General features: G+C 72.6%; 19 protein-coding genes and 2 pseudogenes. 8 read left to right on the top strand and 13 right to left on the bottom strand.

What is annotated here, in order from left to right:
* Positions 1–5: 5 nt before the first annotated feature.
* The 3 genes from ACZ3ZE_RS27095 to ACZ3ZE_RS27085 are packed head-to-tail and all read right to left on the bottom strand — an operon-like array spanning position 6 to position 3768.
* On the bottom strand, positions 6–890 hold the full coding sequence (locus tag ACZ3ZE_RS27095) for a 3-hydroxyacyl-CoA dehydrogenase NAD-binding domain-containing protein (RefSeq protein WP_467261044.1): 885 nt from the start codon (positions 888–890) through the stop codon (positions 6–8).
* Positions 887–2908, bottom strand: coding sequence for an acetoacetate--CoA ligase (locus tag ACZ3ZE_RS27090; RefSeq protein ID WP_467261042.1), 2022 nt, complete (start codon positions 2906–2908; stop codon positions 887–889). Before ACZ3ZE_RS27090 ends, ACZ3ZE_RS27095 begins: the two co-directional genes overlap by 4 nt.
* Entirely contained in the window at positions 2905–3768 is an 864-nt protein-coding gene (locus ACZ3ZE_RS27085) for a crotonase/enoyl-CoA hydratase family protein (RefSeq protein WP_467261040.1), read from the bottom strand. Before ACZ3ZE_RS27085 ends, ACZ3ZE_RS27090 begins: the two co-directional genes overlap by 4 nt.
* Positions 3769–3904: 136 nt before the next feature.
* On the opposite strand from ACZ3ZE_RS27085, the gene ACZ3ZE_RS27080 reads away from it, so the two are divergent.
* A complete protein-coding gene (locus ACZ3ZE_RS27080; protein WP_361177177.1) occupies positions 3905–4330 on the top strand; it encodes a MarR family winged helix-turn-helix transcriptional regulator in 426 nt (141 codons plus the stop codon).
* Between the two features lie 4 nt (positions 4331–4334).
* On the opposite strand, the gene ACZ3ZE_RS27075 is transcribed toward ACZ3ZE_RS27080, so the two are convergent.
* From ACZ3ZE_RS27075 to ACZ3ZE_RS27045, 7 genes are all read right to left on the bottom strand, one after another.
* Positions 4335–5291 (bottom strand): IS481 family transposase, encoded by a 957-nt coding sequence (locus ACZ3ZE_RS27075; protein WP_467261038.1) that lies wholly within the window; start codon positions 5289–5291, stop codon positions 4335–4337.
* A 103-nt stretch (positions 5292–5394) separates the two neighbouring features.
* Entirely contained in the window at positions 5395–6423 is a 1029-nt protein-coding gene (locus ACZ3ZE_RS27070; protein ID WP_361179427.1) for a LacI family DNA-binding transcriptional regulator, read from the bottom strand.
* 69 nt (positions 6424–6492) lie between these two features.
* The gene (locus ACZ3ZE_RS27065) at positions 6493–8346 is read right to left on the bottom strand and encodes a glycoside hydrolase family 36 protein (protein ID WP_467261036.1); all 1854 of its coding nucleotides are present in this window, start codon (positions 8344–8346) and stop codon (positions 6493–6495) included.
* A gap of 5 nt (positions 8347–8351) precedes the next feature.
* Entirely contained in the window at positions 8352–9167 is an 816-nt protein-coding gene (locus tag ACZ3ZE_RS27060) for a carbohydrate ABC transporter permease (RefSeq protein ID WP_361179422.1), read from the bottom strand.
* Positions 9164–10171 (bottom strand): carbohydrate ABC transporter permease, encoded by a 1008-nt coding sequence (locus tag ACZ3ZE_RS27055; RefSeq protein ID WP_361628231.1) that lies wholly within the window; start codon positions 10169–10171, stop codon positions 9164–9166. Before ACZ3ZE_RS27055 ends, ACZ3ZE_RS27060 begins: the two co-directional genes overlap by 4 nt.
* 2 nt (positions 10172–10173) lie before the next feature.
* Positions 10174–11517, bottom strand: coding sequence for an ABC transporter substrate-binding protein (locus tag ACZ3ZE_RS27050; protein WP_361179418.1), 1344 nt, complete (start codon positions 11515–11517; stop codon positions 10174–10176).
* Entirely contained in the window at positions 11493–12926 is a 1434-nt protein-coding gene (locus tag ACZ3ZE_RS27045) for an aminotransferase class V-fold PLP-dependent enzyme (protein WP_467261034.1), read from the bottom strand. The genes ACZ3ZE_RS27050 and ACZ3ZE_RS27045 overlap by 25 nt, the downstream gene beginning before the upstream one ends.
* A 359-nt stretch (positions 12927–13285) precedes the next feature.
* Here ACZ3ZE_RS27045 and ACZ3ZE_RS27040 point away from each other — a divergent pair, with 359 nt between their 5' ends.
* Positions 13286–14080 carry an SGNH/GDSL hydrolase family protein gene (locus ACZ3ZE_RS27040; protein WP_361179414.1) on the top strand — a complete coding sequence of 265 codons (795 nt, stop codon included), beginning with the start codon at positions 13286–13288 and terminating at the stop codon, positions 14078–14080.
* 84 nt (positions 14081–14164) lie between these two features.
* Here the strand turns inward: ACZ3ZE_RS27040 and ACZ3ZE_RS27035 are convergent, their stop codons facing one another.
* Entirely contained in the window at positions 14165–16747 is a 2583-nt protein-coding gene (locus ACZ3ZE_RS27035) for a DUF7507 domain-containing protein (protein ID WP_467261032.1), read from the bottom strand.
* A 110-nt stretch (positions 16748–16857) separates the two neighbouring features.
* Entirely contained in the window at positions 16858–17208 is a 351-nt protein-coding gene (locus ACZ3ZE_RS27030) for a hypothetical protein (RefSeq protein WP_361179410.1), read from the bottom strand.
* Positions 17209–17296: 88 nt separating this feature from the next.
* Between ACZ3ZE_RS27030 and ACZ3ZE_RS27025 the strand changes: the two genes are divergently transcribed.
* The 3 genes and pseudogenes from ACZ3ZE_RS27025 to ACZ3ZE_RS27015 all read left to right on the top strand — a co-directional run bounded on the left by ACZ3ZE_RS27025 (position 17297) and on the right by ACZ3ZE_RS27015 (position 18621).
* On the top strand, positions 17297–17890 hold the full coding sequence (locus ACZ3ZE_RS27025) for a TetR/AcrR family transcriptional regulator (protein ID WP_361179408.1): 594 nt from the start codon (positions 17297–17299) through the stop codon (positions 17888–17890).
* 74 nt (positions 17891–17964) lie between these two features.
* Positions 17965–18246: pseudogene (locus ACZ3ZE_RS27020) on the top strand (SDR family NAD(P)-dependent oxidoreductase); the annotation flags it as partial.
* Positions 18247–18303: 57 nt separating this feature from the next.
* Positions 18304–18621 (top strand): YqfO family protein, encoded by a 318-nt coding sequence (locus ACZ3ZE_RS27015; RefSeq protein ID WP_361179405.1) that lies wholly within the window; start codon positions 18304–18306, stop codon positions 18619–18621.
* 41 nt (positions 18622–18662) lie between these two features.
* Here ACZ3ZE_RS27015 and ACZ3ZE_RS27010 read toward each other — a convergent pair.
* A pseudogene (locus ACZ3ZE_RS27010) lies at positions 18663–18871 on the bottom strand (GNAT family N-acetyltransferase); the annotation flags it as partial.
* 47 nt (positions 18872–18918) lie between these two features.
* On the opposite strand from ACZ3ZE_RS27010, the gene ACZ3ZE_RS27005 reads away from it, so the two are divergent.
* The 3 genes from ACZ3ZE_RS27005 (at position 18919) to ACZ3ZE_RS26995 (ending at position 21800) form a co-directional block, all read left to right on the top strand.
* Positions 18919–19536, top strand: a complete 618-nt coding sequence (locus ACZ3ZE_RS27005) for a hypothetical protein (RefSeq protein ID WP_442304217.1) — start codon at positions 18919–18921, stop codon at positions 19534–19536.
* Between the two features lie 94 nt (positions 19537–19630).
* Positions 19631–20101: a hypothetical protein gene (locus tag ACZ3ZE_RS27000; RefSeq protein WP_361179401.1), complete on the top strand. Its 471-nt coding sequence runs from the start codon at positions 19631–19633 to the stop codon at positions 20099–20101.
* A 178-nt stretch (positions 20102–20279) separates the two neighbouring features.
* Positions 20280–21800 carry a carboxylesterase/lipase family protein gene (locus tag ACZ3ZE_RS26995; protein WP_442304216.1) on the top strand — a complete coding sequence of 507 codons (1521 nt, stop codon included), beginning with the start codon at positions 20280–20282 and terminating at the stop codon, positions 21798–21800.
* Positions 21801–21808 lie beyond the last annotated feature (8 nt).

Below are 21808 nucleotides of genomic sequence, written 5' to 3'. Positions count from 1 at the left end.
GGTGCTCACAGGTGGTCGGTCCTCTTCTTGGCGTCGAGGAGGAGGTTCAGGAGGGTGTCGCGCGCGGCGACCAGCTCGGCCTCCGGCGTGCCGCCCAGCTCATCGGCGACGCCCTCGGTGATCGCGCGCGTCAGTTCGGGCGTGAGACGGGGGGCGCCGAGGTCGGCCCACCACTCCTCCATCGGCGGGCCGAGGTGCTCCAGGACGTGCGCGATGCCGCCGTGGCCGCCCGACAGGTGCTGGTTGAGGAACGGGCCGAGCAGCGCCCAGCGCAGGCCCGGGCCGTGGGCGATGGCCGCGTCGATGTCGGCGACGCTCGCCGCGCCCCGCTCGACCAGGGAGTACGCCTCCCGCCACAGCGCCGCCTGGAGCCGGTTCGCGACGTGGCCGGGGAGCTCCTGGCGAAGCCGGATGGGGTGGCGCCCGAGGGTGCGGTAGAAGGCCATGGCGGCATCGACGGCGCCCTCGGAGGTCCGCTCGCCCGGGACGACCTCGACCAGCGGGATCAGGTGGGGCGGGTTGAAGGGGTGGCCGACGAGGACCCGTTCGGGGTGGGCCGCGCAGGCCTGCTGGATCCGTGACGGCAGCAGTCCCGAGGAACTGCTCGCCAGGATGGTGCCGGGCGGGGCGGCGGCGTCGAGGACGGCGAAGACCTCGTCCTTCAGCTCGGGGCGCTCCGGGCCGTTCTCCTGGACGAAGCCGGCGTCCGCGACGGCCTCGGCGAGGTCCGGGGTGAAGGACAGACGCTCCTGCGGGGCGGTGACCGCCGCGCGGAGCCGCGCCTCCGCGCCGGGTGCGGGGTCGGTCGCGACGACCTCGTGCCCGTACTCCAGGAAGAGGGTCGTCCAGGAGGCGCCGATGACTCCGGTCCCTACGACGGCGACCTTCATGACGCGCTCCTCCCGCCCTGGGCGGGGTTGCCGGCGGCCCCGTCAACGGCGTGTCCGGCCGCGCGGGCCGCGGCGAACGTGACGAAGGGGTCCAGGGAGTGCGGGTCGGCGAGGACGTCGGTGCTGGCGACGGAGTCGGGGCGGGCGCCGAGGAGGATGCGTTTGACCGGGACCTCCAGCTTCTTGCCGGTCCTGTTGCGCGGGATGGCGGGCACCCGCTCGATGACGTCCGGGACGTGCCGCGGCGACAGCGCCGTCCGCAGCGTTCGGGCGATGCGCGTACGGAGGGCGTCGTCCAGCTCCTCGGGCCCGGTGACGAAGAGCAGCAGTTCCCCGTTGCCGCCCTCGGGGTCCTCGATGTGGACGACGAGGCTGTCGTCGACCTCGGGCAGGTCCTCGACGACCGCGTAGAACTCGGCGGTGCCGAGCCGGACCCCGCCGCGGTTGAGGGTGGCGTCGGAGCGGCCGGCGACGACGCAGTGGCCCTCGGGTGCGAAGCGCACCCAGTCGCCGTGCCGCCACACGCCGGGGTACTCCTCGAAGTACGCGGCCCGGTAGCGGGAGCCGTCGGTGTCGCCCCAGAAGCCGACGGGCATCGACGGCATCGGCTCGGTGATCACCAGCTCGCCCAGCTCGCCGACGACCCGCTCGCCCTCGCTGTCGTACGCGTAGGCGGCGACGCCCAGGCAGGGCCCGGAGATCTCGCCGGCGCGCACGGTCTGGAGCGGGCTGCCCTGGAGGATGCCGGTGCACACGTCGGTGCCTCCGCAGCCGACGTTGAGGAGCACCCGGTCGCCGAACTGCTCGGCCACCCAGCGGAATCCGTCGGCGGCGAGCGGGCTGCCCGCCGCGCCGAGCTGCCGTAGCCGCGACAGGTCGAACTCCTCAGTGGGCCTGATCCCGGCCTTGCGGCAGGCCATCAGGTAGCCGGGGCTCACGCCCATCAGTGTCGCGCCGGTCTCCGCCGCGATCCGCCATTGCTCGCGCAGGTCCGGGTGGACCGGGTTGCCGTCGATCATGACGATGGACGCGCGGACGAGCAGCGCGGAGACGAGGGTGTTCCACAGCATCCAGGCGGTGGTGCTGAACCAGAGCATCCGGTCGCCCGGCTTCAGGTCCCAGCTGAGCGCGTTGTTCTTCAGGTGCTCCACGAGGATGCCGCCGTGCCGGTGCACGATCGCCTTGGGGATGCCGGTGGTCCCGGAGGAGAAGAGCACGAACAGGGGGTGGTCGAACGGCACGGCCTCGAAGGCGAGTTCCGGCCGCTCAGCCGTCCCGGCCGGCCCTGCGAGCAGGTCGGTCCAGCTCAGCGCGTCGGGCAGGGTGTTCTCCCCGTACGGGACGTGGACGATCCGTTCCACGGTGGGGAGTCGGGCGGCGATCTCGGCGACCTCGGCGCGGCGGTCGATGGCGCGCTCCCCGTAGCGGTAGCCGGCGACGGTCAGCAGCACCTTCGGTTCGAGCTGGGCGAAGCGGTCGACCACGCTGCGGGAGCCGAACTCCGGGGCGCAGGCCGCCCAGACGGCGCCGATGCTCGCGGTGGCGAGGAAGGCCACCAGGGTCTCGGGGATGTTCGGCAGGTACGCGACGACCCGGTCGCCCTTGCCGACGCCGAGGCGCAGGAGCCCGGCCCGGGCCCTGGCGACCTGCTCGCGGAGTTCGCCGAAGGTCAGCTCGACCGGCGCCCGGGTCTGGGAGTGGGCGACGACCGCGACGGCGTCGAGGTCCTCGTCGCGGCCGAGGGCGTGCTCGGCGTAGTTGAGGGTCGCGCCGGGGAACCACTCGGTGTCGGGCATGGAGGTGCGGCCGAGGGGGGCCGTGGGCGGGGTGTGCGGGCGGACGTCGAAGAACTCCCAGACCGAGGACCAGAAGCCGGCCAGGTCGGTGACGGACCACTGCCACAGGCTCGCGTAGTCGGGGAAGCTCAGCTGTCGCTCCGTCTCCAGCCAGCGGAGGTAGCGGCCGATCTCCGAGTCGTCCCTGACGGTGGGGCCGGGGGTGCTGAGGATCTCGCTCATCGGGCGGCCTTTCCGGGGGTGGCCTGCGCGGCGGGGGCCTCGGCCCGCGGAGCGGCGCCGCCGGGCGTGCCGGTCCCGTGCGTGCCGGTCTCCTTCGTGGCGGTCACCTTCGCGGCGCGGCCGTCCAGGAACGCCCGCATCCGTGCCTGGGCGTCGCCGCTGCCGGCGGCGACGGCCGCCATGAGGGATTCGAGCAGCAGGCCGCCGGCCGGCGAGGCCTCGGCGATCCTGGGGAGGGCCTGGAGGACGGCGAAGTTGGTCAGAGGCGCGTTGGACGCGATGCGTTCGGCGAGTTCCAGGGCCTTGGCGCGCGCCCCGCCCTCGCCGGTCAGGTACTGCGAGAGGCCGGCTGCCTGGCCCTCGGCGGCGTCGAGGACGCGGCCGGTGAGCATCATGTCCGCCATCCGGTGGGCGCCGATCAGGCGCGGGACGCGGACCGATCCGCCGCCGCCGACGAAGAGCCCGCGCTGCCCTTCCGGGAGGGCGTAGAACGTGGTCGGGTCGGCCACGCGGAGGTGCGCGGCGGCCGCAAGTTCCAGGCCGCCGCCGATGACCGCGCCCTTCAGGGCGGCGACCACGGGGACCCGGCCGCCTTCGATGGTGTCGAAGACGCGGTGCCACATGAGCGAGTGCTCCAGGGCCTCCTCGGTGGAGCGCTCGGTCAGCTCGCCGAGGTCGAGTCCGGCCGAGAAGTGGTCGCCCTCGGCGTCCAGGACGACGGCCCGCACGTCGGGGCCGGGCTTGCGGAAGAACTCCTCGATGCGCAGCACCGTGGCGTCGTCGAGGGCGTTGCGCTTGGCCGGACGGCAGAGCGTCAGGACCGCCATTCCGTCGCGCCGGTCAATGGAAAGCGTGCTCAAGGGAAAGCTCCTCAATCATCAGGAATCCTGAGTATCGAAGGCCGGGCCGCCGCCGGGCAAGGGGGGTGGGCTAGAATTTTCGACAGGATTCCTGATGATGGGGATTCGACAGGATTCCTGGCGTTGGGGAGAGTAAGTGAAGGACGTCGCTCCGCCGTCGTTGCTGTACTCGGTGAAGCAGGTCGAGCTGGCCACCCGCGCCCGGCTCGACGAGCTGCTCAAGCCCTCGGGGGTCACCGCCCTCCAGTACACGGCGCTGACCGTGCTCGAACGCCGGGACGGCATGTCCGCGGCCGAGCTCGCCCGCAACTCCTTCGTCACCCCCCAGTCCATGTCCGACCTGGTCGGCGCGCTGGAGCGGCGCGGCCTCATCACCCGGACCCCCGACCCGGTGAGCCGGCGCCGCCACGTCATCGGCCTCACCGACGCCGGGCGCGCCCTGCTGGACCTGCACGCCCCGGCCGTCCGGGAGTTGGAGGACGAGATGCTGAAGGGCTTCGCCGCCCGCGAGCGCACGGCCTTCCGGGACTACCTCAACCGCGCCCGCGCGGCGCTCGGGTAGCGCCCTAGCTGTATTGACCCGGAAGGTTGTTGACGCGGGTGATGGGTGGGTGTCCGTCGAGTGCGGTGTGGCAGCGGTGGTGGTTGTAGGTGTGGAGGAAGTCTGCCAGGGCTTCGGTCCGTTCGTGGTTTGAGGTGTAGGGCCGCTGGTAGGCCCATTCGTCGAGCAGGGTGCGGTTGAAGCGTTCGACCTTGCCGTTGGTCTGCGGTCGGTAGGCACGCGTGAGTTTGCCGGTCGCGCCGAGGTCGGCCAGGGCGGTCTTCCAGGCCAGGCCCTTGCGGTAGGCCCAGGCGTTGTCGGTCAGGACGCGTTCGATGCGGGTGATGCCGCAGGCCTGGAAGAACGCGGCCGCGCGGGCCAGGAAGGCCGCGCAGGTCGCGACCTTCTCGTCGGGGTGGATCTCGCTGTAGGCGAGGCGGGAGTGGTCGTCGACGGCGGAGTGGACGTAGTCGAAACCCATGGCCGAGCGGGTGGCCCGGCCGGCCTGCCGGCCCAGCACGCGATGTCCGCCGCCGTCGGGGATCCGGCCGAGTTTCTTCACGTCGACATGGACGAGTTCGCCGGGACGGTCGCGTTCGTAGCGGCGGATCACCGTGCCGGTGGGGCGGTCGAGCCAGGCCAGGCGGTTGAGCCGGTGGCGGGTCAGGATCCGGTGGACGGTCGATGCGGGCAGGCCCAGGATCGGACCGATCCGGGCGGGGCCGAGTTTGCGGGTCCGCCGCAGCTCGCAGACCTGCTCTTCCATCGCGGCCGCGGTCCGGTGCGGGGTGGTGCGTGGCCGGCTCGACCGGTCATGCAGGCCGGCCTGGCCCTCGGACCGCCACCTGCGGATCCACTTGTGGGCCGTGGCCCGGGAGATGCCCATCTCGGCGGCCACATGGGCGACCGGACGGCCAGAGCAGACACGTTCGACCAGCAGTCTCCTACCGAAGACGGTCAGCCGGGCATTACGGTGGGGCACGAAGACCTCCGTGCGGTGAGTTCCTAGACAGCTCCCACCACACCGGAGGTCTTCGCCATGTTCAAGACCAGACCAGTGTCAACAACGCTCGTGATCAATACACCTAGCGGCTCGGCGTGCTGCCGCGCACCACGCGTTCCGCCGGGAGCAGCAGCCCCTGCGTCGCGGTCGCGTCGCGGTCCTCGACGGCGCTGATCAGGCGGTCGAGGAGGGCCTGCGCGATGGCGGGCAGGGGTAGGCGGACGCTGGTGAGGGTGGGCTGGAGCAGGGTGCACAGCGGCATGTCGTTGAAGCCGGTGACGGCGACGTCGGCGCCGACGGTGAGACCGGCCGCGCGGATGGCCTGATAGGCGGGCAGGGCCAGCCAGTCGCTCGCGCAGACGAGGGCGGTGGGGCGGTCGGGGCCGGCCAGCAGGCGCTGGAGCGCTTGGGAGAGGGCGGCCGGGTCGTCGTCGGGGACGCCGACCTCGAAGGCGCCGTCGGGGGCGGCGGCCGCGGCCTGGAGCAGGCCGGCCCGGCGGTCGGCCAGCCAGGGCAGGGACGCCGCGGAGTTCACGTAACAGATCCTGCGGTGGCCCTGGCCGAGGAGGAGGCCCACGAGGTCCGCGGTGGCGGCGGCGGAGTCGATGTCCACCCAGTTCTGCGGGCGTCCGGGCGCCGTACGGCCGAAGGCGACGAACGGGAACCCGGCCTCGGCGAGCACGTCGACCCGGGGGTCGTCGTGGACGACGTCGGAGAGGACGAACCCGTCGACCTGGCGGGCGGCGATCAGCCCGTTGAAGGACTTGGCGACGGCCCCGGCGCCCTGCTGGGGGTCGCAGCGGAACAGCAGGACGCGGTGCCCGACGGCGTCGGCGGCGCTGACGAGGGCCTGGAGGAAGCCGCCCATCAGCGGGTTGGGGTCGGCCGGGTTGTCGGCGGGCGCGGGATAGCCGATGACCTTGCGGGTGCCGGTGCGCAGGCTGCGGGCGGACTGGTCGGGCTGGTAGCCGAGTTCCTCGATGGCGGCGGTGACCCGGGCGAGCGTGGTCGCGCGCAGCCGGTGCGGGGCGTTGAGGGCGTTCGAGACGGTCTGGCGGGAGACACCCGCCGCGCGGGCGACGTCCTCGATGGTCACCTGGTGAGCGGTCATCGTTCCTCTGTGGGGGCGGGGTGGCCGGCGGGCCGGGACGGCGTCGGCGCCGCCCCGGCCCGCCGTCGTTCAGTCCTCGCGGGTCAGGGTGAGCAGTCCGCCGGTCGGCACGGTCACCGGGTTCACCCCGGCGACGAGGTCGAGCGCGGTCTCGGACAGGATCTCACCACGGCAGTCCTGGACGAGGGCGAGGGCCCGTTCCGGCCGTGCGGCGGTGAGGAGCACCGTGGGGTCGCTGTCGGCGTTGGCGACGAGCAGCGTCCACGGGGCCTCCCCCTCGCCCCGGTCCGGGAGCGCCACGGGCAGCGGCGCGTAGCGCGCGACCACGGTGGTACGGGGGTCGTGGGCGCGGATCAGGGGGTAGCCGAGGTCGGGGCGGGTGGGCTCCAGGGCACCCAGTTGCAGGACGTCGGCGTACCGGCGGAAGACGCCGAGCCAGAAGCGCAGCGTGGCGAGCTGGTCCGGGGTCTGGGTGCCGAGGTCGACGGAGATCTGCGGGACCGAGAAGAGCGCGTTGACGAGGTGGACGGCCACCGCCTCGGGCGTCTCGGCGGCGTGCCACATGATCATGTCGGCGTGGACGGCGAGCGGTCCCGCGACGAGCCGGCAGTCGACGGTGCGCTGGCGGTTCTCGGCCGGGCTGAGCGGGCAGTCGGTGGCGCGGACCATGGTGGCGTACGGCCAGAGGCCGGGGCCCACGTACGGCTGGCGGTGCTCGACGATCACGTCGGGCCGGGCGCGGCGCAGCCGGGCGTCGAGGTCGGCGACGAGCCGGCGTACGCCTTCGTGGACGGTGTCGTGATCGGCGCCGGCCGGGGCGGGCGGGGGTTCGGCGACGGCGAAGAGGTCGAGGAAGTCCAGCTTGACGCCGTCCATGCCCCACTCCTCGACGGCACGGGCGATCTTGTCGATCAGGTAGCCGCGGACCTCGGGATGCCGGGGGTCGAGGACGGCCGCGTCCAGGCGCGGTGTCTCGCGAAGGATCAGGCCCTTGAAGCGGTCCCAGGCCTCGTTGTGGCGCCCGATGAAGGGCACCGCGTACCAGAGGAGGTAGGCGAGGCCGAGGCGCCGCACCTCGGCGACGTGGCCGGCGGGGTCGGGGAAGGCCGTCGGGTTCATGTCCCAGTCGCCGCAGTGCCCGTAGCCGCGGGCGCGGTCGGCGGTCTGCCAGCCGTCGTCGACGATGATGCTGTCGCAGCCGACGGCGGCCGCCAGGGCCGCCTGCCGCTCGACGGTCGCGGTGTCGACGTTCTGGTGGAGGCTGTACCAGGTGGAGTAGGCGGGCATCCGCGCGGCGGGCGCGACGCCGGGGTGCTCCGGGCCCTCGGCCGCCCACCAGTCGGTGACGGCCCGCAGGGTCGCGGCGAAGTGCCGGCCGCTGAGGTCGATCCGCACCCGCAACGGGGGCCCGCCCGGGGCGAGTTCCTGCTCGACGGTGAACGCGAACTCGCCGCTCTCCTCCACCACGCCGGCCCCGACCCGTACGGGCGCGGTCGTCTCGCCCGCCGCGGCGGTGCACAGGGCCCGGTCGCCGGTGCCGACCAGGCTGGCGACGGGGGCGCCCAGGGCGAGCGAGACGGTGCGCGGGGCGCTCCAGGAGGGCGGGAGCCAGCGGGTGGCGTTGGTGTCGGGGGTCCAGTAGGCCACGGCCCCGACGCAGGGGACCCGCCATTCGGCGCGGACGGTGACCGCTTCCGTCGCCGTGACCTCGACGAGCGCCACGCCGTCGGCGACCCGGCTGACGGCCGCCTGCCAGCCGGCGCCGCCGAGCCCGGTGAGGTGGACGGTGAGCGGGGCCCCGGTGGAGTGGAGCAGGTCGGTGGCCAGGTTGCGGTGGACGACGGGGCGGGCGGTGCCGGAGGCGTCCTCCCCCGGCGTGTTCGGCCGCCAGGCCGGTACGGGCTGGGGGGCGGTGGTGGTCACGGCGGTCACTCCTTGGTCGCGCCGGCCAGCAGGCCGGAGATGAACTGGCGCTGCAGGACGAGGAAGAGGGCCATCACGGGGATGGCGGCGAGGGCGCCGGCGAGCAGGACCTGCGCGAAGTTGGTGGTCGAGAGGCCCTGCAGGGTGGCGGTGGCCACGGGCAGCGTCTGCATCTCGGGGCTGCGCAGCGCGATCAGCGGCCAGACGAACTGGTTCCAGCCGCCGAGGAAGACGAACAGCGCGAGCGCGGCGATGACCGGCCGGTTGACCGGGATGACGATCCGCCACAGCACCCGCAGCTCGCCCGCCCCGTCGACGCGGGCCGCGTCGAGGAGTTCGTCGGGCATGGAGCGCAGTGCCTGCCGCATCAGGAAGATGCCGAACGGGGTGACCAGGCCGGGCAGGATGACGGACTGGTACGAGTCGATCAGGCCCAGGTCCATCATCATCTGGAAGATCGGGATCAGCATCACCGTGTCGGGGATGACCAGGGTGCTGAGCAGCAGGACGAAGAACAGGTTGCGTCCCCGGAAGTCGAACTTCGCGAAGGCGTAGCCGGCCAGCACCGAGACGACGACCGCGCCGACGGTCTGGAGCCCCGCCACGACGAGGCTGTTGAGCAGGACGCGGGTCAGGCCGATGGAGTCCTGGAGGCCCTGGAGGTTCTCCATGAGGTGGCCGCCGGGCAGCAGCTTGGGCGGCCAGGAGAACACGTCCTTGTCGTCCTGGGTGGCGGCCATGGCGAGCCAGTAGAACGGGCCGACGCAGAGCCCGAAGGCACCCGCGAGCAGGACGGTGAGCAGAGGGGCGCGGGACTTCATCGGCGCTCTCCCATCAGGCGGACCTGGAGGACGCCGAGCACGGACACGATCAGTGCGAGGGCGTAGGCGAGGGCCGAGGCGTAACCGAAGTCGAAGTACTTGAAGCCGTTGTCGTAGAGATACATGGTGACCGTCAGGGTGGCGTTGTCGGGGCCGCCGCCGGTGAGGACGTACGGCTCGTCGAAGAGCTGCAGGGTGCCGATGGTCGAGAGCACGACGGTGAGCAGGAGGATCGGCCGCAGCTGGGGAAGGGTGATGGAGAGGAAGCGCCGGACCGGTCCGGCGCCGTCGACCATCGCGGCCTCGTACAGCTCCTTGGGGATGCCCTGGAGGCCGGCGAGGTACATCACCGCGTTGTAGCCGGTGTAGTGCCAGGTGAGGACGAGGACGACGCCGATACGGGCCCAGAAGGAACTGCCGAGCCAGTTGACCCGGTCGACGCCGAACAGGGAGAGGACCCAGTTCAGCAGTCCGGCGTCCCGGTTGAGGATCACGGAGAACATCACGCCGGTGGCGACCAGGCCCGTCAGGGACGGGATGAAGACACCGAGCCGCCACAGCGGGCGCAGCCACACCTTGGAGTGGTTGAGGCCGAGCGCGACGAGCAGGGCCAGGCCGAGCATCAGCGGGACCTGGACGACGAGGATCAGCGCGGTGTTCCTGAGCGCCGTCCAGAAGAGCGGGTCCGCCAGGAGGCGCCGGTAGTTGGCGAGTCCGGCGAAGCGCTGGGAGTCGCCGTTGCCGGTGGTGAGACTGATCCAGAACGAGGCGGCGATCGGGTACGCCTTGAAGACGGCGAAACCCAGCACGGCGGGCATGATCAGGACGTACGGGAGGGAGCCGCGGGTCAGCAGCCGGCGGCGACCGGTGGGACGGGCGGAGCCGGGGCGCGGCCGTCGGCGCGTGGGGACCGGTACCGCGGGTCTCCGGGCGGCTCGGTCCGCCGGGTCGGAACCCGCGGAGTCCCCGGTGGCGCCCAGGTGTTCGGACGGGGCGAGGGACATGGTCAGCCCGCCAGCTTCCGGCCGGTCTGCTGGGCGAGTTGATCGGCCGCGGCCTTGAGCACGGTGGCCGGGTCGGCGCCCTTGAGCAGGACCTGGGTCTGGGCGTCGGCGGCGAACTTCAGGGCCCGGCTGTAGTCGCCGGTGAAGTTGGTGGCCTTCGTCCCCGAACCGAGCGAGGAGACGAACGAACGGAGCACCCGCTGGCCGCCGTAGAAGGGGTGCGGCGCGCTGAACTTCGGGTCGTCGTACGCCTTCTTGAGGGCCGGGAAGACGCCGCCCGAGGCGAACATCCGGTTGATCTCGGCCGGCTTGGTCAGCGCGTACTCGATGAACCGCCAGGCGGCCTTGCGGCGCTTGCTGGTGGCGGACACCGCCAGGTAGGTGGAGTTGACGAGGGCGCTGCGCCCTCCCCCGGGCACGGCGGCGGGCGGCTGCATCACCCGCCACTTGCCGCTCTGCGCGGGGAACTTGGTGGCCAGGTACTCGACGGCCCAGGCCGGGTCGGGGGCGGTGGCCAGCTTCCCCTGGCCGACCAGCCGCTTCCAGGTGCCTTCGCCCGCGATGTCGGAGGCGAGGCCGGCGTCGTTGAGCCGCTTGATGACCGTGAGGGCTTCGACCGCGGGCCGGGAGGCGAGCGTGACCCTGCCCTCGGCGTCGAAGTAGAAGGCGCCCTGGAGCTGCATCAGGTTCTGGAAGAAGTCCACGTCCTGGTTGGAGCCGGGCATGTCGAGCCCGAGCAGCAGCGCGCCGGTGGCGGCGCGGATCTTCGGCCCCGCGGCGATCAGATCGTCCCAGCTCGTGATCGACGCGGGGTCGACGCCGGCCTTCTCGAAGTAGTCGTGCCGGTAGAACAGCCCCAGCGGGTTGACCTCCCACGGGAGGGCGTGGACGGCTCCGTCCTTGCCCACGACGGTCGGCCACAGGCCGTCGGCGAAGGCGTCCTTGTGCCGGTCGGCGCCCAGCCGGGACAGGTCGGCGAGGCCGTGCGGGAACTTCTCCATGTAGCCGGGCAGGTAGTCGACGCCGATGTGGAGGACGTCGGCGAGGCCCTTGCCGCCCGAGGCGAGACCGACCGTGATCTTGTCCCAGATGGCGGGGTTGCCGAGGTCCTGGACGTCGACCTTGATCCCGGGGTTGTCGCGCTCGAAGGACGGGACGACGCCCCGCAGCGCCTCGGCCGCGGTGGTCCAGCTCCAGACCGTGATCGGCCCGCTGTCCCCGTCGGCCCCACCGGCACCCCCACCCGAACCGCCACTGCCACAGGCGGTCAGGCCGAGTCCGGCGGCGGAGGCGGTGGCGAGCTGGAGTATCCGGCGGCGGGTCAGGGGGTGGGCGTGGTGGGACATGTCGGCTCCTGGCTACGGGGGCGGTCGGGGGTGGTGGGGATGTGGGTCGTGGGCACGTGGCTTGTGGGCACATGGCCCGTGGGCACATGGCTCGTGGGCACGTGGTTCGCGGGGACATGGCCCTTGGGGACATCGCTCGTGGAGATGTGGCTGGCGGGGATGTGGCTCGCGGGCACATGGCCCGTGGGCACGTGGTTCGCGGGGACATGACCCGTGGCCACGTGGCTCGTGGGGACACCGCTCGCGGGGATGTGGCCCGTGGGGGCATCGCTCGCGGGGATGTGGCTCCCGTGCCGGGTGAGCGCGCCCAGCGCGTCGGCGAACAGCTCCGGCGCGGCGGGCGTCGTGGTGGCGTGGGGCGACAGCCGGATCCACTCGCCGCGGCGCGTGGTGGTCACGCCCGCCGTTTCGAGGGCGAGGTGGACGGCGGCGGGGTCGTGGCCGGGGAGGCGGAAGGTGCCGATGCCGGCCCGCTCCCGCTCCCCCAGTCCGTCCAGCAGGACATCCGCGCCGGCCCGCCGCGCACGGTCGAGGAGTTCGGTGAGGGTGGCGCGGATCCGGGTGCCCAGGGCGGCGGGACCGCCCTGGGCGAGCAGCGAGTCGAGGGCCGCGCCGAGGGCGGCGGCGGCCGGGAAGTCCGGGTTGGTGGCGAGGTGCGCGGCGGCCCCGGGCAGCGGCGCTGCCGGATGGTGGGCCGCGAAGGGCTCCGTGACACCGGCCCAGCCGCCGAGCCCGGGGGTGAGCCGCTCGGCGCACCGGTCGCGGATCAGCAGCAGGGCTGCTCCCCAGCCGGCCCGCAGCCACTTCTGGCCGCCGCCGACGAGGATGTCGGCGGCGTCCGCGTCGAGGGGGACGGCGCCGAGTCCCTGGATCGCGTCGACGATCAGCAGGCGGTCCGGCCCGAGGACCTCCTTGAGGGCGGCGAGCGGCGCCAGGTGTCCGGTGAGCGAGTCGACGGCGCTGACGGCGAGTGCGGTGACGTCGGGGGTGAGGTGGCGGCGCAGGAGGTCGGGGGTGATGTGCCGCTGCCGGTCCGGTTCGACGAACCGCACGTCGGGGCCGCCGCGCCCGGCGAAGCGGAGCCAGGGGTAGACGTTGGCGGGGAACTCGTCCCGGGGCACCAGGACGGTTCCGGGTCCGCGCAGGGCGGCGGCAGCGGTGAAGAGGCCGTTGCTGGTGGACGGGGCGAGGGCGATCTCGTGGGGGCGGGCGTCGAGGAGCCGGGCCGCCGAGACGCGGGCGGCGTCGCTGAGGGCGAAGAGCCGGTCGATGTCGCCGGGTGCGCAGCGGCCGGCCAGGGTGACGGCGTCGGCGAGCGCGGTGGCGGACTCGGGGGTGAGGGGGCCGACGCGGGCGTAGTCGAGGTAGCCGACCGGCGGGCCGCCCCGTAGACGAATTTGATCGTTCAAAATTTGCCCCTCAAGAAGCCAGGGCCATGGCATCCCTGGAATTTGAAGGTTCACATTAGAGAGGCGAAGGCGCCCCGACAAGAGGTCGGGCGACAGGTTTCGGCGAGAGAGCGACGTACGCCGCCGATGCCGAAGCGCCGTCGACGAGCGGCCTGTTGCCGCCGAGCCCGCCCGCGGGGTCGACGCCGCTCGTCGCGCGTATGTGGCGCAATCAGGACGCATCTACGCGCGGAGAATTAAACATGCGCCCAAAGCGGACGACATCCGCGCCAGGGGCTACCCGCCGGTACATGCGCCCTGCTAGAAGTGTCGCGTTCAATCAACTCACCCCCCACGCTCTGGATTTGAGGCTGATCGCCATGCTCTGGCGAAGAATCGCGCTGTCCGCGTCCACCGCGCTCGCCATGGCCGCCACGGCCCTCGGAATCGCCCAGCCGGCCGGCGCCGCCGGCCACCGCTACGTGGCCCTCGGCGACTCGTACTCCTCCGGCGTGGGCGCCGGCAGCTACCTCTCGGACAGCGGCGACTGCCGTCGCAGCACCAACTCGTACCCCTCCCTGTGGGCAGCGGCCAACTCCCCCTCCTCGTTCTCCTTCACCGCATGCTCCGGTGCGACCACCGGATCCGTCCGCAGCGGCCAGCTCGGCCCCCTGAACGCGACCACGACCCTCGTCAGCGTCACGGCGGGCGGCAACGACGTCGGGTTCGCGGACATCATGCAGACATGCGTGCTCAACAGCGAGGCCACCTGCGTCGCGGCCGTCAACACCGCCATCACGAAGATGAACGGCACGCTTCCCGGGGGCCTGTCCGCCCTCTACGGGGACATCCGCAGCCGCGCACCCCAGGCGCGCGTGGTGGTCCTCGGGTACCCCAGGTTCTACAAGCTGTCCGGAAGCTGTGTCGCCGGACTCAGCGAGACCGAGCGAGCGGCGATCAATCGGGGTTCCGACACCCTGAACGGTGTTCTGGCGAAGCAGGCGGCGAACGCGGGATTCACCTTCTCCAGTGTCGTCGACGAGTTCACCGGCCACGAGATCTGTTCGGCGGACTCCTGGCTGCACAGCCTGTCCGTTCCGGTCTACAACTCCTACCACCCCAAGGCCGCCGGACAGTCGGGCGGATACCTGCCCGCCTTCCGTTCCGCCGTCTGACCACTGCCCGGTAGCGCCCTGCACGAAGGGACCGGACCGGCCGCTCCGCGGCTCGGTCCGGTCCCGTGTCACGTCGGGGTCGGATCAGCGCGCGGCCTCCTTCCCGGGCCGCTTCGCGGTCTTGTCGCGGCCCTCGCCGTAGCCATCGCCGTATCCGCTCTCATGTCCGCCCGCCTCGCATCCGGCGTCGCCGTAGCCGTAACCCTTGGGCGGGCAGGCGGCGGGGATGCGGAGCCGGACCGGGGGGCTCTCGACGGTGGCGCCGTCGGGATCGGTGCCGGTGGCCTTGGCGGTGTTGGTGACGTGGCCGGCGAGGGCGTCCTCCTCGGTGACCGTGTACGTGGCGCGGCAGGTGGCGTGGGCGCCGGGTGCCAGCGTCGTCGGCTCACAGACGACGTCCGCGGCACGGTCGTCGGTGACGGCGATGCCTTCGAGGGAGGTCGAGCCCTCGTTGGCCACGTCGTACGTGTAGGTGATCCGGTCACCGGGCTCGACCGGTCCGGCCGTGTCGGCCTTCTTGGTCACGGTCAGCTTCGAGGCGCCGACGCCCTTCAGGGTGACCTCTGCGAACGGGCTGACGACGGTCTCGTCGCGCGGGTCGGTCGCGGTGGCCCGGGCCTCGTTGGTGAGGTGGCCGAGCGCGAGGTCGGCCTCGGTCACCCGGTAGGTGGCCCGACAGGTGGTGTGCTCGCCGGCGGCCAGGGTGGTGGCTTCACAGGTGACGTCGGGGGCGTGGTCGTCCTGGACGGCGAGGTGGTCCAGGGTCGTCCGGCCGGTGTTGGTCACGGTGTACGTGTAGCTGACGGTCTGTCCGACACGGACCGGTCCCGCCGTGTCGGCCTTCTTGGAGAGACCGAGGGAGGAGGTGCCGACGACGGTGACGGTGGCCTCGGTCGGCGGGGACTCGATCGGCCGGCCGTCGGAGGTACCGGTGGCCTTGGCCGTGTTGGTGACGTGTCCGGCCTGGGCATCGGCGGCGGTCACCGTGTAGGTGCCGCTGCAGGTGGTGCTGTCACCGGGGCTGCCGGCCGGGGCCAGGGTGGCGGAGTCGCAGGTGATGCCCGTGACGCGGTTGTCGGTGATGGCGAGGCCGGTGATCTCGGTGCCGCCCTCGTTGGTGACCACGTAGCCGTACGGCACGGTGTCGCCGATGTCGAAGGGTCCCGCGGCGCCGACGCTCTTGACGATGGTCATGCCGGGGGGCGCCTCGATGGGCACCTTGACGGTGGAGTCGGGGGAGGTGACCGGGTCGCCGCCGGAGGTGCCGGTGGCGCGCGCGGTGTTGGTGACGTGGCCCCGGGCCACGTCCGCCGCGGTGACCAGGTAGGTGCCGGTGCAGGTGATCGTCCGGCCCGGTTCGAGGACGGTGACCGGGCAGTCGATGTCGCCGACCGTCGGATCGTGGACCGCGATGTCGTTGATCGGTGTGTTGCCGGCGTTGGTGACGACGAAGTCGTACGCGACGGGGGTGCCGACGACGAGTTCGCCCGGCCTCGGCTCGTGGACCTGCTTGACCAGGTTGAGTTCGGGCAGCGGCTGTTCGGTGCTGACCGAGACGTTGCGGATCAGGTGCACGTCGGTGAACAGGCCCGTCGACGCGGCGAAGCCGAACTTGTAGGTCGACGGCACCGGCTCGGGGGCCTGGGTCTGGAGGACCTGGCGCATGCCCTGGCCGTCGTTGAAGTCGACCGAGACGGTGAGGACCGGGGAGGGGGCCGGGGTGAGGTGCACGTTCACCCGGCGCCGCGAGGGTTCGAGCAGGGTCTCCGCCTGCTGCGGCGTCACATCGGCCGGCAGGGTGGTGAGCGGGCCCTGGAGGGAGCCGGGCAGAGTGGACGGCCACGGCGCGGTGGTGGTGAAGTTGCTGGTCGTCGCGGTCAGGAAGCAGTATCCGACGGTGCCGTCACCGGGGCCGCGGACGGTGACCATGTTCCGGCCGGGCCCGGGGACGCGGAAGCCGGTGCCGGCCGGGGAGCGGGTCGGACAGCCGTTGCCCCGCTGCTCCCAGTCGCCGAAGTAGTTCCCGAGGACATCGAGGCCGACGCCGAGGTAGCCGCGGTCGACGCCGGGCAGGAACTCGAGGTTGGGGTTGTCGTCGGGGAGCTTCTGGGCGTAGCCGAGGCTGCCGCCGAAGGCTCCGGGGTGGTCGAGCGAGACGTCGCCGTTCACCAGGAAGAAGGAGATGCCGTCGGCCGGGGTGTTGGGCGTGGTGCTGCCGTACTGCCACTGGTCGAAGGTGACGTCGAGCCCGTTGCCGGCCGGGAGCGCCTGGTCGAAGAGGACGGCCCCGCTCTGGTCGTTCCGGGAGTCGGTCAGCCGCAGATAGCCGTGGGGGGCGCCGTTCTGCGGGGGCACCGGGCCGATGCCGGGGGTGGGGCAGCCGGAGAGCGGATGGTTGCCGGAGCCACCGGGGGCGGGGGCGGCGCCGGTGAGGCAGGCCGCGCCGACGGCGGTGAACCGGGAGTCGGCGGTGGCGCCGGTGAAGGTCTCGTTGAGCAGCGGGGCACCCGCACGGGGGGTGGGGGCCGCGGGGCGGTCGGCGGGGCCCGCGGCGTGAGCGAGGGAGCCGGCCAGTCCGCTGCCCAGCAGCCCGAGGATCGCCGCCGCCGTCACGACGCGGGGCGTCCGGGTACGCGACCTCGGGGGTCCACAGTTGCTTCTCGTCATGACAAGACTATGGACACCGAGCGTAGCGATCTATCACATAATGCTACTGTTTAGTCCATATTTACTTCTTTGCGACGCCCGCGGCGGCTCCCCCTCACCGGGAACAGCCCTCAGGCCGACCCGGTGCGGCTGCGCAGCTCCTCGAAGCGGCGCAGCGCTGACTGCCGTTCGGCCTGGAACCGGCCGACGCGGGCCTGGGTGAGGGCGGTCCAGTGGTCGACGGCCTCGCGGGCGTGGTCGAGCGCTTCGGACAGGCGGCCCTGGGCGACCAGTTCGTCCCGGTGGCGGTCGGCTTCCTCGGCGTCCCGCAGCAGGGCCTGGGTGGGGTCCTCGGTCGAGGTCCGCACGGCTTCGGCGCGGGCGGCCTGCCGGCGGCGGCGGGCGGCGCCCGCATATCCGACCAGGGCTACGAGGCCGCCGGTGAGGGCGGCGGAGACGAGCTTCATCATCACGTCATTCATGGCCGCCAGTATGGACCCGCCGACGACTGTTCTAAAGTTTAGTTCTAGAAAAATATTCGAGATCTTCACGTCTGCCTATACTCCCCCCATGGCAAAGCAGTCCCGTGGCGAGGCCACCGTCGAACGCCTCCTGACCGCGGCACTGGAGGTGTTCGCCGCATCCGGGCAGGCCGGGTTCACCGTCCACGCGGTGACCCGGGCGAGCGGGGTCAGTCTCGGCAGCCTGTACCACCACTTCGGCAGCTTCGACGGGCTCGCGGCGGCCCTGTACGGGCACTGCCTGCAGCAGACGTACGCGGCGGCCCTCGGCGCCGTCGACCGGGCCCGGACGGCCCGTACCGGCATTCGCGCGTTCGTGACGACGTACCTGCGCCACATCCAGGAGAACCCGGCCGTGGCCCGCTACCTGCACGGCTCGGCGTACTCCAGCTACCTGGCCGTCGACGCCGACCGCGCCCGCGGCGTCCCGCCGGACCACTTCCCCCGGGTCGCCGACCACCTGAAGCGCTGGACCGACGCGGGGGAACTCGCCCCGCTCCCCGGCCCGCTCCTGGAGGTCCTCGTCGTCGGCCCGGTAGCGGTCGCCGCCCACCGCTGGCTGGCCACCCCGGAGGAACTCGACCTCGACCGGGCGGCCCGGATCCTGTCGGACCGCATCTGGGCATCGGTGAGGGCCGAGTAGGACGTGCGCGCCACCACCGCGGTTACCCTCGGCATGATCGAGAACGAGAAGGTCAGCGACACCGTCGCCTCCGGAACCACCGGTCTCCGGCGCATCCCGCGTTCTACGCGGCCAAGGCCGCCCAGGCCGGCTTCGCCGACGTGCTCTCTCATCGGCTCCGCCCCGAGGGGATCCGGGTCATCTCGCTCTACCCGCCGGACTTCACGGACGGCGACCCGCTCCACTCCACCTGGGAGCAGGCCTCCCGGACGGCGGACGACCCGCTGACCGCCCGTTCCGTCCTCGACTGCGTCCTCTTCGCGATCGGCCAGCCGCGGGACTGCTTCATCCGCTCCTTCCCCTTCGAGCAGCTGTAGACCCCAGTCGCTCACTCCCTGGGCGAGTGCTGGTCGGACGGTTGCTAGGGTCCAGGCATGACGCGCCTGAAGATCGAGATTTCCGTCCCGGAGAGTCATGCGGAGGCCGTGATCGAGGCTCTCCACGTGGCCGGTGCGGGACGCCTGGGCGAGTACGCGCGGTGCTCCAGCATCTGGAAGGTGACCGGCAGTTGGCAGGCCCTGCCCGCCGCTCGGCCGTACGACGGTGCGGTGGGCGCCGTTCAGCACAGCGAGGAGTGCCGGATCGAGTCGTTCTGCGACACGGATCAGGCCCGCGCCGTCCAGCAGGCCGTCCGCGCCGCCCATCCCTACGAGGAGCCGGTCATCCACTTCCTGCCGCTGTACGAGCCGTAGGCGACGTCGGCGGGTGCGCCCGGCGTCGCCTACGGCGGGCGTCAGGCGTCCCTGTGCCGTACGTGCAGGTGTCCGTCGAGCGGGAAGGCCGGCGGGGTCGCGGGCAGGCCCAGCCGGTGACGGCTTCCAGGGCGCGGGGCGCCACGCCCCGCCCGCGGGCGCGCGCGGCGGTCCGGTAACCGGCCTCGGCCGCCGGCTTCCCGGCCGCCGCGCCCTTGAGGGCCACGTTGCCGACCAGTTCGGCGTAGTCCGCGCTCGACCTGGATCGGCTTCCGGGGCGCGCACTACAGTTCCCGCGTGGACAGTGACACATATGTACGAAACAGCCCTGAATGGCGCGTGCTGATCGTCGGAGGCGCGTCGGGCATGGGCAAGACCCGGGTCTCCCGGGACCTGGCGCGGCGGTACGGCGTCCCCGTCGTCGAGCTCGACGACATCGTGGAGGCGCTGCTCGCGGTGACCCGGCCCGAGCACCTTCCCGAGGTCCACTACTGGCGTACGCACCCGGAAGCCGCCCACCGGGAACCGGAGTTCGTGGTCGAGCGGCAGATCGCGATCGCGCGGGCCCTCGCGCCGGCGGTCGAGGCGGTCGTCGCCAACCATGTGGAGACGGACACCCCGGTGATCCTCGAAGGGGACTACGTCCTTCCCGGGCTCGCGGCGGCGGGCGGCCCGGTGCGGGGTGTCGTCGTCCACGAGGACAGCGAGGCGCGGGTGGTCTCCAACTACCTTGCCCGCGAGCCTCAGGAAGGGCCGCAGCACCATCGTGCGCGGATCAGCGTCCTGTACGGGCGGTGGCTTGCCGGGCAGGCCCGCGCGGCCGGGGTGCCGGTGGTCGCCCCGCGGCCGTGGTCCGACCTCCCGCGGCGCGTCGACCACCTGCTCGGGGCCGAGGCCCCTCTCCCTTCGCACTGAGACCCCCGCGCCCTCCGTGAGGATGTCGGCGCATAAAGCCCAGGTAACGGCCCGGTTCTGGGGGCTGGGCAGGTGTCCCGTACGGTAGTGAATCATGCGAAACTGGATGTTTGGTGGAATTTACGGGACAGTCCTGGCAAGTGCCCTGCTCGCGGCGTTGCAGAGCGAGGGCGAACTCTTCACGCCCGTCTACGACGCCTTGTGGATCCTGGTCACCGCGATCGCCGCAGGCCTGGTGCACGGGTACGCGCACCACATGGCCACCCACCACACCGGCAGCGCCTCCGTCCGCTGGCGGCGTCTGCTCACCGCGCTCGGAGAGGAATGGCCTCTCGTCGTCGCCGTCCTGCCCACCGTGGTGCTGCTGCTCCTCGCCGGGGCGGCGCACTGGGACGAGGGGCCGGTCACGACGGTCGGCCTGACCCTCAACACCCTGCTGCTCGGCGCCTGGGGCACCTTCGCCGCGCTCAAGTCCGGCTACCGGCGCCGCTCGGCCGTGCTCGTGGGTCTGGCGGACGCGTCGATCGGGCTGGCTATCGCGGTGGCCAACGCGTTGATCAAGTAGGGGCAGACGCCACCCTCCCGGCCCTCGTCCTCCAGCCCGTACGGAGGTTGTCGGATTCACATCGTGAGTGCGTCAATCGTCATGATCTTGGTGTTGGTGCGCGCAGGGCTGCCGATGTGAAGCTGAGCGGGCCGCCGCCCCTTCCTGGCGGTACGGCGTTGAGCGAGAGGCAGTCCACGTGGTGTTCTTCGAGACGGGCAGCGGCCGGGTGCGGGGCTTTCGGGCTGCCGAGGAGGTCGTCGCCGCGCTCGGCATCCCTTATGCCGCACCGCCGTTCGGCGCCGACCGGTTCAAGGAGCCCCGCCCCGCCGCGCCTTGGGCCGGGGTGCGGGACTGCACCCGCTTCGGGGCCGTCGCCCCGCAGTCGGCGGAGCTGCCGGGCGCACCCGTGTGGGCGCCCGGCGACGAGGACATCCTCACGGTGAACGTGTGGACCCCGGCCACGGACGGCGGCCCCGGCGAGCTGCCCGTGCTGGTGTGGATCCACGGCGGCGCGTACACCTTCGGGTCCTCGGCCCAGCCCGACTTCGACGGCACCGCGCTCGCCCGCGCCGGTCTGGTCGTGGTCACCCTCAACTACCGGATCGGCTTCGAGGGCTTCGGCCACGTACCGGCGGCCGACGGGGTCGCGTACCCCGCCAACCGGGGGCTCCTCGACCAGATCGCGGCGCTGCGCTGGGTGCGCGGGAACATCGCCGCGTTCGGTGGCGATCCCGGCAACGTCACCGTCGCCGGCCAGTCCTCCGGGGCGGCCTCCGTGGCCTGCCTGATGGTGATGGACCGGGCCCGTGGGCTGTTCCGGCGGGCGATCGCGCACAGCCCCGCCAGCCCCTGCTACACGCCGGAGATCGCCGCCGCGACCACCCGCGAGATCGCCGCCGCGGCGGGCTGCCCCGCCACGCCCGAGGGGCTGACGGCCACCGCCCCCGAGGCCCTGGTCCGCGCGGGCGACCGGGTCGTCGAGGAGTACCGGCGGAACCCGGGATCGGGGTCACGCCACTACGACCCCTCGCTCTACGCCCCCGTCCTCGACGGCGACACCCTGCCCGTCGACCCGCTCACCGGGATGGACCAGGGGCTGAGCCGGGACGTCGACCTGCTGGTCTGTCACACGACCGAGGAGTACTGGCTCCTCGACGCCGTCGGCAGCTGCGCCAAGGTCGACACCGAGGAGCGACTCGCCGCGTTCGCGCGGGACTTCGGGCTTCCCGACGGCCTGGTCGACGCCTACCGGGAGGCCGCGCCCCAGGCCCCGGTCCTCGACGTCTATCTCGCGGTCTTCGGCGACCTGCTCTTCGGCGCGTACGCCGACCGGCTCGCCGCACACCACGCCCGAGCGGGCGGCCGGGCCCACCTCTCCCGCTTCGACCGACGCCGCGGCGGCCCCGGCGCGACCGGTACGACCGTGCGCGCCTGGCACTGCGCGGACATCCCGTTCGCCTTCGGCAACCTCCACGACGACGCCCTCGCCTTCCTCATCGGCGGCACGCCCACGCCCGAGGACCACGCCCTCGCCGACCGCATGGTCCGCGCCTGGGCCGACTTCGCCCGTACCGGGGATCCCGGCTGGCCCGCCGTCGGCGACGGCGCCGCCCGGGAGATGACCTGGACCACGGACGACACCCGCACCGTCCGGGACCGGCCCGCCGGCGCCCGGGCCCTGTGGGCCGGGGCCGCGTTCCCGCTGCTGCGCGCCTGACGGGACCG

The sequence above is a fragment of the Streptomyces sp. NPDC023157 genome (assembly GCF_055560575.1).
Note: the sequence above shows the minus strand (reverse complement) of the source record. Positions and strands in the feature narration are given on the sequence as shown.

Bases quoted from the DNA above. Each gene is read 5' to 3' on its own strand.
- ACZ3ZE_RS27095 (WP_467261044.1), bottom strand. From the start codon at position 890: ATGAAGGTCGCCGTCGTAGGGACCGGAGTCATCGGCGCCTCCTGGACG.
- ACZ3ZE_RS27090 (WP_467261042.1), bottom strand. From the start codon at position 2,908: ATGAGCGAGATCCTCAGCACCCCCGGCCCCACCGTCAGGGACGACTCG.
- ACZ3ZE_RS27070 (WP_361179427.1), bottom strand. From the start codon at position 6,423: ATGACCGCTCACCAGGTGACCATCGAGGACGTCGCCCGCGCGGCGGGT.
- ACZ3ZE_RS27060 (WP_361179422.1), bottom strand. From the start codon at position 9,167: ATGAAGTCCCGCGCCCCTCTGCTCACCGTCCTGCTCGCGGGTGCCTTC.
- ACZ3ZE_RS27055 (WP_361628231.1), bottom strand. From the start codon at position 10,171: ATGTCCCTCGCCCCGTCCGAACACCTGGGCGCCACCGGGGACTCCGCG.
- ACZ3ZE_RS27050 (WP_361179418.1), bottom strand. From the start codon at position 11,517: ATGTCCCACCACGCCCACCCCCTGACCCGCCGCCGGATACTCCAGCTC.
- ACZ3ZE_RS27040 (WP_361179414.1), top strand. From the start codon at position 13,286: ATGCTCTGGCGAAGAATCGCGCTGTCCGCGTCCACCGCGCTCGCCATG.
- ACZ3ZE_RS27035 (WP_467261032.1), bottom strand. From the start codon at position 16,747: ATGACGAGAAGCAACTGTGGACCCCCGAGGTCGCGTACCCGGACGCCC.
- ACZ3ZE_RS27030 (WP_361179410.1), bottom strand. From the start codon at position 17,208: ATGAATGACGTGATGATGAAGCTCGTCTCCGCCGCCCTCACCGGCGGC.
- ACZ3ZE_RS27025 (WP_361179408.1), top strand. From the start codon at position 17,297: ATGGCAAAGCAGTCCCGTGGCGAGGCCACCGTCGAACGCCTCCTGACC.
- ACZ3ZE_RS27015 (WP_361179405.1), top strand. From the start codon at position 18,304: ATGACGCGCCTGAAGATCGAGATTTCCGTCCCGGAGAGTCATGCGGAG.
- ACZ3ZE_RS27000 (WP_361179401.1), top strand. From the start codon at position 19,631: ATGCGAAACTGGATGTTTGGTGGAATTTACGGGACAGTCCTGGCAAGT.